Annotated in this window: 18 protein-coding genes; 7 read left to right on the forward strand and 11 right to left on the reverse strand. The window is 60.6% G+C overall.

What is annotated here, in order from left to right; all coding sequences use genetic code 11:
* Positions 1-6: 6 nt before the first annotated feature.
* The 4 genes from potH (at position 7) to rlmC (ending at position 3,648) form a co-directional block, all read left to right on the forward strand.
* The gene (potH, locus tag EDY99_RS05365) at positions 7-969 is read left to right on the forward strand and encodes a putrescine ABC transporter permease PotH (RefSeq protein ID WP_042784087.1); all 963 of its coding nucleotides are present in this window, start codon (positions 7-9) and stop codon (positions 967-969) included.
* Positions 966-1,811, forward strand: a complete 846-nt coding sequence (gene potI, locus EDY99_RS05370; RefSeq protein ID WP_033642528.1) for a putrescine ABC transporter permease PotI — start codon at positions 966-968, stop codon at positions 1,809-1,811. The genes potH and potI overlap by 4 nt, the downstream gene beginning before the upstream one ends.
* Before the next feature lie 161 nt (positions 1,812-1,972).
* Positions 1,973-2,452, forward strand: coding sequence for a YbjO family protein (locus EDY99_RS05375; protein WP_047024958.1), 480 nt, complete (start codon positions 1,973-1,975; stop codon positions 2,450-2,452).
* A gap of 68 nt (positions 2,453-2,520) precedes the next feature.
* A complete protein-coding gene (gene rlmC / locus EDY99_RS05380) occupies positions 2,521-3,648 on the forward strand; it encodes a 23S rRNA (uracil(747)-C(5))-methyltransferase RlmC (RefSeq protein WP_122004040.1) in 1,128 nt (375 codons plus the stop codon).
* Here rlmC and EDY99_RS05385 read toward each other — a convergent pair.
* The 8 genes from EDY99_RS05385 to EDY99_RS05420 all read right to left on the reverse strand — a co-directional run bounded on the left by EDY99_RS05385 (position 3,645) and on the right by EDY99_RS05420 (position 8,900).
* A complete protein-coding gene (locus EDY99_RS05385) occupies positions 3,645-3,929 on the reverse strand; it encodes a type II toxin-antitoxin system RelE/ParE family toxin (RefSeq protein WP_033633469.1) in 285 nt (94 codons plus the stop codon). The genes rlmC and EDY99_RS05385 overlap by 4 nt on opposite strands.
* Positions 3,919-4,170 (reverse strand): type II toxin-antitoxin system Phd/YefM family antitoxin, encoded by a 252-nt coding sequence (locus EDY99_RS05390; protein WP_004928423.1) that lies wholly within the window; start codon positions 4,168-4,170, stop codon positions 3,919-3,921. The genes EDY99_RS05385 and EDY99_RS05390 overlap by 11 nt, the downstream gene beginning before the upstream one ends.
* 101 nt (positions 4,171-4,271) lie before the next feature.
* Positions 4,272-5,006: an arginine ABC transporter substrate-binding protein gene (gene artJ / locus EDY99_RS05395; protein WP_015377297.1), complete on the reverse strand. Its 735-nt coding sequence runs from the start codon at positions 5,004-5,006 to the stop codon at positions 4,272-4,274.
* Positions 5,007-5,206: 200 nt separating this feature from the next.
* Positions 5,207-5,875: an arginine ABC transporter permease ArtM gene (gene artM, locus EDY99_RS05400; RefSeq protein WP_025302241.1), complete on the reverse strand. Its 669-nt coding sequence runs from the start codon at positions 5,873-5,875 to the stop codon at positions 5,207-5,209.
* A complete protein-coding gene (artQ, locus tag EDY99_RS05405; RefSeq protein WP_025159684.1) occupies positions 5,875-6,591 on the reverse strand; it encodes an arginine ABC transporter permease ArtQ in 717 nt (238 codons plus the stop codon). The genes artM and artQ overlap by 1 nt, the downstream gene beginning before the upstream one ends.
* A 9-nt stretch (positions 6,592-6,600) precedes the next feature.
* A complete protein-coding gene (gene artJ, locus EDY99_RS05410; RefSeq protein WP_004928409.1) occupies positions 6,601-7,332 on the reverse strand; it encodes an arginine ABC transporter substrate-binding protein in 732 nt (243 codons plus the stop codon).
* Between the two features lie 32 nt (positions 7,333-7,364).
* Positions 7,365-8,093 (reverse strand): arginine ABC transporter ATP-binding protein ArtP, encoded by a 729-nt coding sequence (artP, locus tag EDY99_RS05415; protein ID WP_089192582.1) that lies wholly within the window; start codon positions 8,091-8,093, stop codon positions 7,365-7,367.
* Between the two features lie 264 nt (positions 8,094-8,357).
* Positions 8,358-8,900 (reverse strand): lipoprotein, encoded by a 543-nt coding sequence (locus EDY99_RS05420; protein WP_033642535.1) that lies wholly within the window; start codon positions 8,898-8,900, stop codon positions 8,358-8,360.
* 159 nt (positions 8,901-9,059) lie between these two features.
* Here EDY99_RS05420 and EDY99_RS05425 point away from each other — a divergent pair, with 159 nt between their 5' ends.
* Complete coding sequence (locus EDY99_RS05425) at positions 9,060-9,383, forward strand: heavy metal-binding domain-containing protein (protein ID WP_004928400.1); 324 nt, start codon at positions 9,060-9,062, stop codon at positions 9,381-9,383.
* Positions 9,384-9,436: 53 nt separating this feature from the next.
* Here EDY99_RS05425 and EDY99_RS05430 read toward each other — a convergent pair whose 3' ends face one another.
* A complete protein-coding gene (locus EDY99_RS05430; RefSeq protein ID WP_033642536.1) occupies positions 9,437-11,002 on the reverse strand; it encodes a DUF3300 domain-containing protein in 1,566 nt (521 codons plus the stop codon).
* A gap of 187 nt (positions 11,003-11,189) precedes the next feature.
* Between EDY99_RS05430 and EDY99_RS05435 the strand changes: the two genes are divergently transcribed.
* Entirely contained in the window at positions 11,190-12,026 is an 837-nt protein-coding gene (locus EDY99_RS05435; RefSeq protein ID WP_123061544.1) for an N-acetylmuramoyl-L-alanine amidase, read from the forward strand.
* Here the strand turns inward: EDY99_RS05435 and EDY99_RS05440 are convergent, their stop codons facing one another.
* Positions 12,027-13,037, reverse strand: coding sequence for an NAD(P)-dependent oxidoreductase (locus tag EDY99_RS05440; RefSeq protein ID WP_069100885.1), 1,011 nt, complete (start codon positions 13,035-13,037; stop codon positions 12,027-12,029).
* Positions 13,038-13,195: 158 nt separating this feature from the next.
* A complete protein-coding gene (locus EDY99_RS05445; RefSeq protein WP_047572070.1) occupies positions 13,196-14,635 on the reverse strand; it encodes a DUF2867 domain-containing protein in 1,440 nt (479 codons plus the stop codon).
* Between the two features lie 150 nt (positions 14,636-14,785).
* Here EDY99_RS05445 and EDY99_RS05450 point away from each other — a divergent pair, with 150 nt between their 5' ends.
* A complete protein-coding gene (locus EDY99_RS05450; protein WP_099783632.1) occupies positions 14,786-15,133 on the forward strand; it encodes a DUF1294 domain-containing protein in 348 nt (115 codons plus the stop codon).
* The last annotated feature ends 6 nt before the right edge of the window (positions 15,134-15,139 follow it).

Genomic DNA, 15,139 nt, shown 5'->3' on the forward strand with positions numbered 1-15,139 from the left:
ACCCGTATGACCCTGCTTTCTGAACGCGCGCCGGAACCGCCGGCCAAAGCGCCTGGCGCCCTCAGGGCGCTGTTCCATCGCCTGCTGATGGCCCATGGCCGCAAGCTGGTGATCGCGCTGCCGTATTTATGGCTGACGCTGCTGTTTATGCTGCCTTTCCTGATCGTGTTCAAGATCAGCCTGGCGGAGTTGGCGATGGCGGTGCCGCCCTACACCGAGCTGATGAGCTGGGTGGACGGCAAACTGAACATCGCGCTCAACTTCGCCAACTACCTGCAGCTGACCGACGATCCGCTGTATATCGACGCCTATCTGCAGTCGCTGCGCGTGGCGGCGGTTTCGACGTTGTGTTGCCTGATCATCGGCTATCCGCTGGCCTGGGCGGTGGCCCACAGCAAGGCGTCGACCCGCAACATTCTGCTGTTGCTGGTGATCCTGCCTTCCTGGACCTCGTTCCTGATCCGCGTCTATGCCTGGATGGGCATTCTGAAAAACAACGGCACGCTGAACAACTTTCTGATGTGGTTAGGGGTGATCGACCAGCCGCTGGTGATCCTGCACACCAACCTGGCGGTGTATATCGGCATCGTCTATTCCTACTTGCCGTTTATGGTGTTGCCGATCTACACGGCGCTGATCCGGCTGGATTACTCGCTGGTGGAGGCGTCGCTGGATCTGGGCGCCCGGCCGCTGAAAACCTTTTTCAGCGTGATCGTGCCGCTGACGCGCGGCGGCATCATCGCCGGCTCGATGCTGGTGTTCATTCCGGCGGTGGGGGAGTTCGTGATCCCGGAGCTGCTCGGCGGGCCGGACAGCATCATGATCGGCCGCGTGCTGTGGCAGGAGTTCTTCAATAACCGCGACTGGCCGGTGGCCTCGGCGGTCGCCACCATCATGCTGCTGTTGCTGATCGTGCCAATATTGTGGTTCCACAAGCACCAGAACAAGGAAATGGGAGGCCAGGCATGAACAACTTGCCGGTAGTACGTTCACCGTGGCGCATCGCCATCCTGACTGTCGGCTTTACCTTCCTGTATGCGCCGATGCTGATGCTGGTGATTTACTCCTTCAACAGCTCCAAGCTGGTGACGGTGTGGGCCGGCTGGTCCACGCGCTGGTATACCGAACTGTTTCACGATTCGGCGATGATTAGCGCGGTGGGGCTCAGCCTGACCATCGCCGCCGCCGCCGCCACTGCCGCGGTGGTGCTGGGCGCCATCGCCGCGGTGGTGATGGTGCGTTTCGGCCGCTTTCGCGGTTCGACCGGCTTTGCGTTTATGCTGACCGCGCCGCTGGTGATGCCGGACGTGATCACCGGCCTGTCGTTGCTGCTGCTGTTCGTGGCGATGGGGCACGCCTTCGGTTGGCCGTCGGAGCGCGGCATGTTCACTATTTGGCTGGCGCATGTCACCTTCTGTACCGCTTATGTGGCGGTGGTGATCAGTTCGCGCCTGCGCGAGGTGGATCGCTCAATTGAAGAGGCGGCGATGGACCTGGGGGCGCCGCCGCTGAAGGTGTTTTTCGTCATCACCTTGCCGATGATTGCGCCGGCGCTGATCTCCGGCTGGATGCTGGCGTTTACCCTGTCGCTGGACGATCTGGTGATCGCCAGTTTCGTCTCCGGCCCGGGCGCCACCACGTTGCCGATGCTGGTGTTCTCCAGCGTGCGCATGGGGGTGAATCCGGAAATTAACGCGCTGGCCAGCCTGATCCTGCTGGTGGTGGGCATTCTCGGCCTGATCGCCTGGTGGTTTATGGCGCGCTCGGAAAAACAACGATCGCGTGAATTGCAGCGGGCGGCCCGTAGCTGAATCGTAACAAACCTGCTATTTTTGCAATCAATAAGTATTGCAACTAACTACCTGACTTTACATGCGCCATTTGAATGGCTCCAATGAATTTCACACTGCCGCCAACAACGCGGCAATGCGAAAGGCGTAGGGGCAGTGGCGCGTCGTAGCGGAACACGGATATGTCAGACATGCTGAAAAGCGGGCAGGGAATAAGATCGACTTCGGATGCGCCGGTGCCGGTGATGGTGGCGGGCACCGCCATGGTGGCGATCAAGTGTATCAGCGTGGTGCTGCTGCTGGGCGAGCTGGGCGTCGACGGCGCGAAGGAGTTTGTCAGCACCAGCGCGCAGGCGTGGGATTCCACCTTTATCTTTCTGGCCGGGCTGATGCTGCTGTGCCTGCAAATCAGCTGCGGTTTTGCGGTGATGCGCGGCCGCAACTGGGGGCGCTGGGGCTACGTGGCCTGTCAGTGCATCGTGGTGCTTTACCTGCTGCTGGCCACCATCGGCAGCGTCTTCCCCGAGGTGTTCACCGTGGAAGGGGAAACCAGCGGCCAAATCCTGCACGTTCTGATCCTGCAAAAGATCCCCGACGCGGTGATCCTGGCGCTGCTGTTCGTCCCCACCGCCAGCCGCCGCTTCTTCACCGCGCGCAAGTGAGATTTTAGGCGCGCGGAGTGGTAAACTCTGCGCCCTTAATTCGTCATCCTGGACTTCACGGTATCTTCATGCATTGCGCTTTGTATACGGCGGGCACCTGCCGTTCCTGTCAGTGGCTGGAAAAGCCCTATCCGCAGCAGCTGGCCGACAAACAGCATCACCTGCAATCGCTGCTGGCCGGGCGCGATGTCGCGCAGTGGCTGCAGCCGGCGGCGGGGGAGCTGAGCGCATTTCGCAATAAAGCCAAGATGGTGGTCAGCGGCAGCGTGGAGCGCCCGCTGCTCGGCATGCTGCACCGCGACGGCACGCCGGTCGATCTGAGCGACTGCCCGCTGTATCCCGCCGGCTTTGCGCCGATGTTTGCGGTGCTGAAAAGCTTCATCGCCCGCGCCGGCCTGACGCCGTATAACGTGGCGCGCAAACGCGGCGAGCTGAAATACCTGCTGCTGACCGAAAGCACGCTCGACGGCGGCGTGATGCTGCGCTTCGTGCTGCGCTCGGAAACCAAGCTGGCGCAGCTGCGCGCCGCGCTGCCGTGGCTGCAGCAGCAGCTGCCGCAGCTCAAGGTGATCTCCGCCAATATTCAGCCGGTGCATATGGCGATCATGGAAGGGGAGCGCGAGATTGCGCTGACCGAACAGCAGGCGCTGGAGGAACAGTTCAATCAGGTGCCGTTGTTCATCCGCCCGCAAAGCTTCTTCCAGACCAACCCGCAGGTGGCCGCCGAGCTGTATGCCACCGCCCGCGACTGGGTGCGCGCGCTGGGTATCGACAGCATGTGGGATCTGTTTTGCGGCGTCGGCGGTTTCGGTCTGCACTGCGCGCAGCCGCAAACTCGCCTGACCGGCATCGAAATCAGCGCGGAAGCGATCGCCTGCGCGCGTCAGTCGGCGCAGCGATTGGGGTTACTGCAGGTCGATTTTCAGGCGCTCGATTCCACCCGCTTCGCCACCGCCGAAGGGCAGGTGCCGCAGCTGGTGTTGGTCAACCCGCCGCGCCGCGGCATCGGCCAGGCGCTGTGCGATTATTTGAGCCGGATGGCGCCGGATTACATTCTGTATTCCAGCTGCAACGCCGAGAGCATGGCGAAAGATATCGAGATGTTGCCGGGCTACCGCATCGAACGGGTGCAGTTGTTCGACATGTTCCCGCATACCGCGCACTACGAAGTGTTGACGCTGTTGGTGCGGCGTTAAAGGCGCTTTTTGGCAGCCGTGTAAGCCGCTGAACGTTCGCGTTTGCCCACAGACAGGACCAGAACCACGATCTCCGTTTCCATGACGCGATATACCAAACGAAAGCCTGAGGCTCTGAGTTTGATTTTGTAGCAATCGGGCAAACCGGCGAGTTTGTTGGCGGGGACGTGGGGATTAACCAGCACCGATGCCAGCTTTTTTTTGAACTGTTCCCGGATCACCGGGGACAGTTTTTTAAATTCCTTCAGCGCATGTTCTTCGAATTCAAGCTTATAAGTCATCCAAATTGACCTTAATGCGTTTGCCGTTCATCCGTGAACGAACGATTTCAGCGAGTTCAATATCTTCCAGGTATTCCGCGATCGCCTCCCAGGTTTCCGGAGAGACGTAATATCCCGAAATCTTACCGTTGGTCAGGACGGCGACCGGTTGCCCTTGTGCCTCTTTAAGGGCGGCGTTGGGCGATTTCTTAAAATCGCTGATGCTGACAGCCGAGTCGGCAAGAATGGGTTGAACCGTCATGATGTTATCCTTGATGCTAAATTTAGTATCAAATTTAGCACTAACCGAATGGGGTGGCAATCGGATGGAGCCGCCGAAGGATGGCGACTCCACATGCGGACTTACTGCGGGAACCATTTGTCGTTGATGGCCTTGTAGGTGCCGTCGGCCTTGATGGCGTCCAGCGCGGCGTTCAGCTTGGCCAGTAGCGCCTGATTGTCCGGACGCACCGCGATGCCGAGGCCGGTGCCGAAGTATTGCGCATCGGTGATATGTTCGCCGACCGGCGCCAGCTGCGGGTTGGTTTTCAGCCACTCGTTCACTACGGCGGTATCGCCGAAGACGCCGTCGATACGGCCGTTTTTCAGCTCCAGAATAGCGTTCTGGTAGCTGTCGTAAGAGACAGTGTTAATCTCCGGGTGCTTGTCCTGCATGTATTTCTGGTGGGTGGTGCCGTTTTCCATGCCGAGCTTTTTGCCTTTCAGATCAGCCAGCGAGCTGAACTTGCCTTTTTGCGCGATCACAATCGCCGAGTTGGCATAGTAAGGTTGGGTGAAGGCGACCTGTTTGCTGCGCTCCGGCGTGATATCCATACCGGAAATCACCGCATCGTATTTTTTGAATTTCAGCGCGGCGATCAGGCTGTCGAACGCCTGGTTGGTGAAAGTGCACTGCGCCTGCATCTGTTTGCACAACGCGTTGGCCAAGTCGATATCGAAGCCGACGATCTGGTTGTTGGCGTCCAGCGATTCGAACGGCGGATAGGTGGCGGAGGCGGCGAAGCGGATAGTCTCGGCTGCGGTGGCGTTAAAGGTCATTCCGGCCAACATCGTCGCGGCAAGCAGCAGTTTTTTCATGCGTAGAGCTCCTGTCTGGATCCTGAAAGTGATTATTTCGCTATCGTTTGTTTTTACTGGTAATCGCCAGAGGTTTTTGCGCGTGCGTCTGCTGATAACCCTGCCACTGAGTGCATTAAAATGCAATATGAATGATTAAATATTGCGTGGGGATAAAAAAAAGCCCCGCACAATGGCGGGGCTCATAGGGGGAGGCGGCCTCAGTTGCGGCGTTCAAACGCCAGCGCGCGGCGCTCCACCAGTCGCATCAGCAGCGTCAGCAGACCGTTGACGCACAGGTACACCAGGCCTGCGGCGCCGAATACCATGACGTCGTAGGTACGGCCATACATCAGCTGGCTGTAGCCCATCACCTCCATCAGCGTGATGGTGTAAGCCAGCGAGGTGCTTTTGAACACCAGCACCACTTCGTTGGAATAAGACGACAGCGCGCGCTTGAAGGCGAACGGCAGCAGGATGCGCAGCGTCTGCCGGCGCGACATGCCCAGCGCTTCGCACGACTGCCACTGCCCGGCGGGAATGGCGCGTACCGCGCCATAGAACAGCTGCGTGGTGTAGGCCGCGCTGTTCAGCGCCAGCGCTATCATCGCGCACAGCCAGGGCTGCGACAGCAGGTTCCACAGCCACGGGTAGTCGCGGATCGCCGGGAACTGGCCGGGACCATAGTAGATCAGGAAGATCTGCACCAGCAGCGGCGTGCCGGTGAACAGCGTCACGTAGATCTTGACCAGCGGCGTCAGGATCGGCGTTTTTAGCGTCAGGATCACCGTCAGCAGCAGCGACAGCAGCAGAGCGACGATCAGCGCGGCGACGGTCAGCGTCAGGCTGGTATGCAACCCTTTGAGGATCTCCGGTAAATACTCAATCATCAGACCGGCCCCCGCTCAAAGCGCGTGGCGCGCAGCTCAATGCGTTTGATGACGTATTGGCTGAACAGCGTCACCAGCAGGTAGATGGCCGCCGCGATCACATACCAGGTAAAAGGCTCCTGGGTGCGGGTGGCGATGCTCTTGGTTTGCAGCATCAGATCGTTCACGCTGATCAGCGACACCAGCGCGGTGTCTTTCAGCAACACCAGCCACTGGTTGCCGAGGCCGGGCAGGGCGTGGCGCCACATCTGCGGCATGATCAGGCGAAAGAAGATCGCTGCCTTGCCGAGTCCCAGCGCCTGGCCGGATTCCCACTGCCCCTGCGGCACCGCTTTGAGCGCGCCGCGCAGCGTCTGCGAAGCGTAGGCGGAATAGAGCAGGGCCAGAGCGATCACCCCGCACAGGAACGGACTGACTTCGAAATTGTCTATCGCCAACTGAATCGGCAGCTGGAACAGACCGAGGTTGAGGGTAAAGCCGTCGGAGAGCATCAGCAGCAGCTGCGACGAGCCGAAATAGATAAACAGCACCACCAGGATTTCCGGCAGGCCGCGCAGCACGGTCACCCAGGCGGTGCCGAGCCAGCTGACCGCTTTCCAGCGGGACGATTCCCATACGGCGAACAGCATCGCCAGAATCAGCCCGAGGATCAGGGCGCAAACGGCAAGGCCGACGGTCATGCCGGCGGCGCTTGCTAAAGGTTGTAATTCATTCATCGGGGCGTATTACTGCTGGAACCATTTTTTGTAGATGGTTTCATAGGTCCCATCCTGCTTGATCTTGTCCAGGGCGGCGTTGAACTTGCCCTGCAGATCGGTGTTCTTCTGGCGCACCGCGATGCCGAGGCCGGTGCCGAAGTAGTCTTTGTCCGTCACTTTGGCGCCCACTGCCGCCAGCGCGTCATTCTGCTTCAGCCACTCGTTGACCACCGCGGTATCGCCGAACACCGCATCAACGCGGCCGTTCTTCAGATCCAAAATGGCGTTCTGGTAGCTGTCGTAAGGCACGGTGGTGATTTCCGGGTGCTTGTCGGTCAGGTATTTCTGGTGGGTGGTGCCGTTTTGCACGCCCACTTTCTTGCCTTTCAGCGCCGCCACGTCGGCGATTTTGCCTTTCTGCGCGATAAACAGCGCCGAGTTATCGTAGTACGGCTTGGTGAACAGCACCTGTTTTTCACGCTCCGGCGTGATGTCCATACCGGCCATGACCGCATCGAAACGCTTAAACTTCAGGCTTGGGATCAGGCTGTCGAACGCCTGATTGGTGAAGGTGCACTCGGCCTGCATCTCTTTGCACAGCGCGTTGGCCAGATCGACATCAAAACCCTGAATTTTGTTGCCGGCGTCAATAAATTCAAATGGAGGATAGGAGGCTTCGGTAGCGAAACGGATGGTTTCGGCTGCGGAGGCGGAAACGCTGATGCCGGCCAGAACGGCGGCGATTATTAGTTTTTTCATCGCAAACTCCCCAAATTACAGCAAGTTAATTGTTAGTGTGATAAGTAGTTGGCAAACTCGGTGGTCCGCGGCTGCGTGAAGTGGCTGCTGTCGCCTTGCTCCACTACATGGCCGTTTTCCATGTACACCACGCGGCTGGCGGTCTTGCGCGCCACTTCCACTTCGTGGGTGACGATCACCTGAGTGATGCCGGTGCCGGCCAGTTCGCGAATGATGCTGACGATCTGGGCGGTGATTTCCGGATCCAGCGCTGCGGTCGGTTCATCGAACAGCAGCACCTGCGGCTCCATCATCAGGGCGCGAGCGATCGCTACGCGCTGCTGCTGGCCGCCGGAAAGGTGCAGCGGAAAGCGATCGGCGAAGTCGGTCAGGCGCAGACGCTTGAGCAGCTTGTCGGCGCGCTCCATCGCCTGAGCCTTGGTCAGACCCAGCACGCGGCAAGGCGCTTCGATCAGGTTCTGGACCACGGTGAGGTGAGGCCACAGGTTGTATTGCTGGAAGACCATGCCGACATTTTGCCGCAGTTCGCGAATGGCTTTTTCGCCCGGCGCCTGCTTGAAATCGAATTGGTTGCCGGCGATCTTTAGCTGACCCGAACGCGGCATTTCCAGCAGGTTCAGCACCCGCAGCAATGAACTTTTCCCGGCGCCGCTTGGGCCAAGCAGCACCAGGGTTTCCCCGGCTGGACATTCCAGCGTGATGTCAAACAGCGCCTGGTGAGCGCCGTAATAGCAATTGATACCGTTAAGTTGAATACTCATGCGCCAGAATTGAATAGACATTGATGCCGCAAATGTTAACTTCCACAGAATACTTATGCAATCTTTGTGCGTTAAAATTTATGAGTGTGCGGCGAGACAGTAAAAGATTAGCACAAGATACCGCGACTCAGGCCGAGGGAGGGGATTTGTGGCGCAGGCTGTGAGATCGGTAGCGAAATTTTTTCTATCGGACGAAATCTGAGCGGCGCAAGGGGAGACGGGAACGACCGACGCGGCGGGTCCGCGTCGGCCGGGGAGTGCGGGTTATCGGTTTTCCAGCACCTGACGCACGCTGCCGTTGGTGGCGTGTGCTGGAACATTCAGGTAGCGAATATCATCAACCACCCAGCAGGTGCCTTCGCGCACCATCAGCACTTCGTCTTGCCAGTTCACGGTACTGTTGGCGTCTTTCTGGTAGCTCAAGTCAACGCGCAGCGGGATGTTCTTCGCATCGGTGTTGGGAATGGTCGAGGCGCTGGCGACGGACGCGCTGCTTGGCCCTTGCGCGTTGCCGGAGAACAGATCGCCGGTTATCTGATGCTTGCCCGGATTTTGAGCGGCGCTGACCAGATCCTGATACAGCACTTTGCTCAGATAAGGCTGCAGCTGCGCCAGGCGGTTGCTGTCCGGCAGGCTGGAACCTTGCTGGATGCGCAGGTCATAGAACTTTTGCGCGACCGTATCCGGGCCGCCTTCCACACAGCTGCCGCTGCGGGTGCCGATATCCTTGTATGCCGGTTCCACCGTGGTACAGGCACTCAGCAACAGCGCTAAGGGTAAAACAGCCGCAATCGTTTTTGTTTTCATCTTATTACCTTATGTGAAAGTCTCTACCATGAAGACCGATAGCTTACAGTATAAATGCGTTTTTTGGCCTTGCATTCGTACTGCGTGCCATTGATTAAGCGAACATAATGCCAATCTTCTGGTCATAGATACGTTGAATTAATCAAACAAGGAGTTCTGATGCAGCTTTCAACTACCCCGACCCTGGAAGGGTTTACCATCACCGAATACTGCGGCGTCGTCACCGGCGAAGCGATCCTCGGCGCCAACATTTTTCGTGATTTCTTCGCCGGCGTGCGCGATATCGTCGGCGGCCGCTCGGGCGCTTATGAGAAAGAGCTGCGCAAGGCGCGCCTGATCGCATTCGAAGAGCTGGAAGACCAGGCGAAAGAGCTGGGCGCCAACGCGGTGGTCGGCATTGATATCGATTATGAAACCGTTGGTAAAGACGGCAGCATGCTGATGGTGACCGTCAGCGGCACCGCGGTGAAAGTGAGCCGCTAACGCCATGCTTTCTTTTCGCCCCGGCCATTCCGCCGGGGCGACATCCTCTTGATTTATCCCACCTTGTGCTGCTCGACGATTGGGCGGTGTTCCTGCGGCTTCGTGGGCACCGGCTCCTGGCGATGCGGCATCGGCTGAACGGACGTCTGATGGCGCTGCGGCGCCGGGGCCGCATGCGGCATGATGCGCTGTTGCGGCGCCGGCATCGGGCTTATCGCCGCCGGATGCTGCGGCGCTGCCGGTTCGCGGATCACCGGCTGAGCGACGTGTGGGGCCTGCAGAACCTGCGGGCGCGCGACGGCTGGATGCACCGGCGCAGCGGCCGGCATTGGATGCGTCTGTAGCGGCGCTGAATGTACGGCTGTCGGCTGCTGCGGGTGAGGTGCCGTCGGAACGGCATGCGTGAACGTCGGCGTGCTCATCGGCTGCTGTGCATGAGGCGCGATGACCGGCTGTCGCACGTGCGGGACGGCCGCTACCGGCTGGTGTATGGCTACCGGCTGCTGTACGTGAGGCGCCACCGGCTGGGTATGCGCAAAGTTCGGCAGCGTCATCGGCGCGTGGGCCGCAGGCGCGACGTGCGGCTGTTGCGGCGCGCCGATGGGCGTCGGTTGAGTGACGCGGGGCGCCGGCGCGGCGGCGGTATTGTAGTTGTTCACCGTGCTGGTGCTGCTGCGATTCACAGTGTTCACGTTGTTATATTGGTTGATGTTGGTGACGCGATTCACCACGGTGGTGGAATGCGATACGTAGGGCGCATCGCGGTAGACCACCGGTTGGCGTCGGTCGTCCCAGCGCATATCCCAGTTGTGCCAGCCGCTGTTGTGCTGATTGAACAATGAGGCGACCGCAATGCCGACACCGAAGCTGATCACGCCGGCCGCCAACATGTCGCCGCCGCTGTAGCCCGAAGGTTGATACCGATAGCTCGGATAGGCTGGGATCGGCGTGCCGTAGGCCACCCAGGGATCATAATGCGGGACGTAAACCGTATCCGGCTGGCTGGGTTCGATGACGATGGTTTCGCCCGGCGCCGCTACCACGCGCTGGCGATAGGGCTGCTGTTCGACATAATGCGTCGTCGGCGCCACGACGATGCGCTGCTGCGGGGTGTTTTTCAGCGTGCCTTGGCTGGCCGCCCGTTGACGCATCACCTGAATGGCGTTCATCACGTCGGTGGGATCGTTTAGGTAGGCGCTGCCCAGGGCGGTGGTCCAGGGGATGTTTTTCGCCATTTGATCGAGCACGTCGGGGAATTGCACCAGGCCGCGCACGCTGGGATCCCAGGGCTGAGCGTCGGCCGCTGAGCTGAGCGCCGCCGGTTGCAAGCCGCGGTTTTGCGCCAGCCAGGCATCCGCGGCGCTGATTTGGTCAGGATAGCCCGCGCCGGCCAACACCTGCGCCAGCAGCTTGTCGGGGAACAGCGCCACCGGGCTGACCAACTGGTACAGTTGATCGGCGCTCAGCGGCGTATAGGCCGGCGCGCTGGCACTCGTGACGGGCGCGGCCGAGGGCGGGGCGCTCCCGCCCATCGCATCGGCGACTTTTTGCCGATCGCAGCCGCTGAGCGGCAGCATGGCGGCACAGAGCAACCAGGACAGATAGCGTGGCGTGAACATGTTCGACTCCGCTCTTTCAGCGCAGATGATACTTTGAGACTATCATGGGCGGGAAAGGCCGCCAGCCGGGAGCAACACTCGCTTGCACATCGGCGCTATCTGTCATTATTTCTCGATGAGCGTGATGATTGGATACAGATCAATCGCGTCGCGTTACATCTTTCACGGACGTCAATCAGGAGGATAAGTGAAAATTTGGCCAGGGATCATCGCCGCCGTGCTGTTGGCGGGATGCCAAAATCCGCAGCAGGACACGCTCGTCGATCGTGGCGCTTACCAGCTCGAAACCTTGCATCAGGCGCAGGGCGCCGATCAGCGCATTCGGTTTCTGGTGATGCACTATACGGCGGAAGACTTTCATTCATCACTGAAAACGCTGACCGATGAACACGTCAGCGCACACTACCTGTTGCCGGCGCACCCGCAGCGCGAACACGGCAAACCGACGGTGTACCGGTTGGTGCCGGAGGCTATGCGCGCCTGGCATGCCGGCACCAGCGGCTGGCGCGGGCGCAGCAATCTCAACGACACCTCGATCGGCATTGAAATCGTCAACAAGGGTTTCACCCGCAGCATGCTGTTCACCCACTGGCAGCCTTATACGGCGGCGCAGATTGCCGTGCTGATCCCGCTGAGCCGCGACATCATCCAACGCTATGACATCCAGCCGCAGGACGTGGTGGGGCACAGCGATATTGCCCCGCAGCGCAAACAGGATCCTGGCCCGCTGTTCCCCTGGCGGCAGCTGGCGCAGGCCGGCATCGGTGCCTGGCCGGATGAACGAGACGTGCAGCGACTGCTGGCGGGGCGCGATCGCCATACGCCGGTACCGATGGCGCCGCTGCTCGAAAAGCTGGCGCGTTACGGTTACGCGATAGACCCGTCGTGGGATGCGCGGCAGCAGCGCAACGTGCTGGCGGCGTTTCAGATGCATTTCCGGCCCGACGATGTGCGCGGTGAGCCGGATGCTGAGAGTGAGGCGATTATCGATGCGCTGCTGGTGAAGTACGGCGCGGCGCGTTGATTACAGGCCGTGCAGTTTACCGTGATCTTGCAGCCAGCGGGCGGTGCGCGCGATGCCTTCCTCCAGCGAGACGATCGGCTGATAGCCCAGCTCTTGCTGTGCGCGGGTGGTATCGAGCGTGAGGTCGAAGTTGAGTTTGGCGACGCCGTAGTGGGTCAGCACCGGCTCCTTCTCGCTTTTGCTGCCCAGGCGCTCCATGCCGCGCGCCATCATGTCGAGCATCGGATAGGGGACGGAGCGGATGCGGCATTTCATGCCCAAATCGTCGATCAGCTGCTGCACCACGGTGCGTAGCGGACGCGGCTGCTGGTTGGTGATGTTGTAGGCGCGGCCGGACGGCGTGTCTTCTTTTAGCGTCGCCAGCCACATGGCGTGCACCGCGTTCTCCAGATAGGTCATGTCCACCATCGCCGCGCCGCCGCGCGGCAGCAGCAGGTTGCCGTAGCGTTTGATCATCTGCAGCAGCCGCGGCAGCATCACTTTGTCGTGCGGCCCGAACAGCCCCTGTGGGCGCAAAATGGTGAAATGGGTCTGCGGATTGGACAGCGCCAATTGCTGGATCACCTGCTCGCCGGCGGCCTTGCTGCGCGCGAACTCGTTGGCGTAGCGCTGCGGGCGGAAGTCTTCGGTTACATTGCGGTGATGATGGTAATCGAAATAGATCGCCGGGGAAGAGATGTGAATGAACTGCGCCACGCCATAGGCCGCCGCCCATTCGCCGAGGCGGCGGGTGGCGCGGACGTTGGCCAGTTCGAAGGCTTCTTCGGTGCCCCAGGGTGAGGTAAAGCTGGAGCAGTGCCACAGCACATCGACGTCCGCCAGCATCGCTTTGGCCTGCGAAGAGATCAGGTTGGTGAGATCGGCATGAATGAACTCCGCGCCCATTTTTTCCAGCAGGCCACCCATCGCCTGGTTACGACCGGTGGCGCGCACTTTGATGCCCTGGCGGCGCAGATATTCAACGGCGTTACGGCCTAACCCACTGGTTGCACCGGTGACCAATACCTTCATAACGGACTCTATTCTCACCCAAAATCGGAATACCGGCGGGCGCTTGCGGCGCTCCCAGCAAATAAGATGCCATTCTTCCGTGATTTCGTGCGCTATGCAATCGGAAAGCCCCGAAGCACAGCGGCAAACTGTGCGGTTGATCGACAAATGAACGGCATTCAGCGCTGTTGGCGGTCCAGGTTCTCGGCCAGCGTCGCGATGCGCTTCGCCATGCCGCGAAAAATGAACAGGTGCGCGGGCATCATGGCGAACCAATACAGCAGCCCGCTGAAGCCGGCCGGATGCCACCAGGCGCGCACGTCCAGCGTGCGGCGATCGCCGCGATCGGTAATGGTGAAGCTCAGCCGCCCCAGCCCCGGCGCCTTCATGCCGAACAGCAGCGCCAGCTGCCGCAGCGGCTTCAGCGTGATGACTTTCCACCCGTCGATCTCGTCGCCCAGCGCCAGGGACGCGCGCGCCGGGCGGCCATAGACCACGCCGTTGCCGATCATGTCGTCCATGCGGGCGCGGATCCGCCACAGGATATTGGCGTAGAAATAGCCTTCCTCGCCCCCCAACTGCTGCACCGTTTGCCACAGCGCCTGGCTGGAAGCGGCGGTGTCGAGCGAACATCCCGCCTGTTTCGGGTAATAGCCGTAGCCGGGGCGCCAGCGGGCCCGCGCCGCCGGATCGTAGCCCCAGTCGGCGGAATCGACCACCTCCAGTTCGCGCTGCAGCGTGGCGGTGACCGCCTGATCGAAGGTGTGCAGACGTTGCGGGATTAGGGCCTGCAACGGTTTGCCGTCGGCGGGCAGATCGTGCTTCAGGCCCTGGATCAGCGCGCGCGCGATCGGCGTCGGCACCGAGGTGATCAGGCTGATGAACCACACTGAAATCAGTCGCGTCGGCAAGGGGATCGGGATCAGCCAGCGCCGCTTGCCGCTGATGGCGATAAAGCGTTTGAACATATCCTGATAGCTGAGGTATTCCGGCCCGGCGACGTCGAAGATGCGGTGTTCCTCCGCCGGGTGCGCCAGCAGATCGGCCAGATAAACCAGCAGGTTTTCCAGCGCCACCGGCGAGGACTTCGAGCGCACCCAGCGCGGCGGCGTCAGCACCGGCAGGTTATAGACCATGTCGCGCATCACTTCGAACGCCGCCGAGCCGGGGCCGACGATGATGCCGGCGCGCAGCTCGGTCACCGGCACGCCGCTCTGGCGCAGGATCTCGCCGGTCAGGCGGCGCGCCGCCAGGTGCGGCGAACTGTCGTCGTTCGGCTGCAGCGCGCCGAGAAAGATCACCTGCTTGACGCAGGCATTGCGCAGCGCATCGCGCAGATTTTCCGCCGCCTGGCGTTCCTTCTCGATAAAGTCGTCGCCGTCGCCCATCGCGTGCACCAGATAGTAAAGCGTATCTATCTCCCACAGCGCCGCGCTCAGGGTTTCCGGGCGGTACAGATCGACATACAGGCAGTTGACCTGCGGCCAGTTCTGCTCCTGCAGCCACTCGATGCGCCGCGCGGCGGCGGTAATCTGGTGCCCCTGTTCGATCAGGTGCGGGATCAGGTTCTGGCCTATATAGCCGCTGGCTCCAAGAACCAGTACGCGTTGGGGTGTCATCGGGCCGCCTTGTGCGGTAGAGGATTGGCAGAACGACAGGATGCCAAATTCAGGGTTTAAATGCACTTTTTGTATGGGTATAAGCCGGTTGCATCCGCCGCGGCGCGAGTTCACACTACGCGCCCCTTATCGCACGAAAAACCGAATGCCATGAAACTCAATGTGATTTGTTACGCCCTGCTGGGCCTGGCGCTGATCGCCAGCCTGTTCTCGCCGCATCCGGTGTGGATGTGGCTGCTGTCGGCCAACCTGCTGACGTTTCTGATCTACGGCGGCGATAAGCTGGCGGCGCACAAGGGATGGCGACGGGTGCCGGAGACGACGCTGTTGCTGTTCGGTGCGCTGGGCGGCTGGTTGGGCGCGCTGCTGGCGCAGCAGCTGTTTCGCCACAAGACCCAGAAGCAGCCGTTTAAAACCTGGTTCATCCTCAGCGTGGCGCTCAATCTGGCGGCGGTGCTGGGGCTGTGGTACTGGGTTTACGGCCGCTGGATCTTCTGAGTGCGG

It is taken from the genome of Serratia sp. LS-1 (assembly GCF_003719595.1).
GTDB classification, from domain to species: Bacteria; Pseudomonadota; Gammaproteobacteria; order Enterobacterales; family Enterobacteriaceae; genus Serratia; species Serratia ureilytica.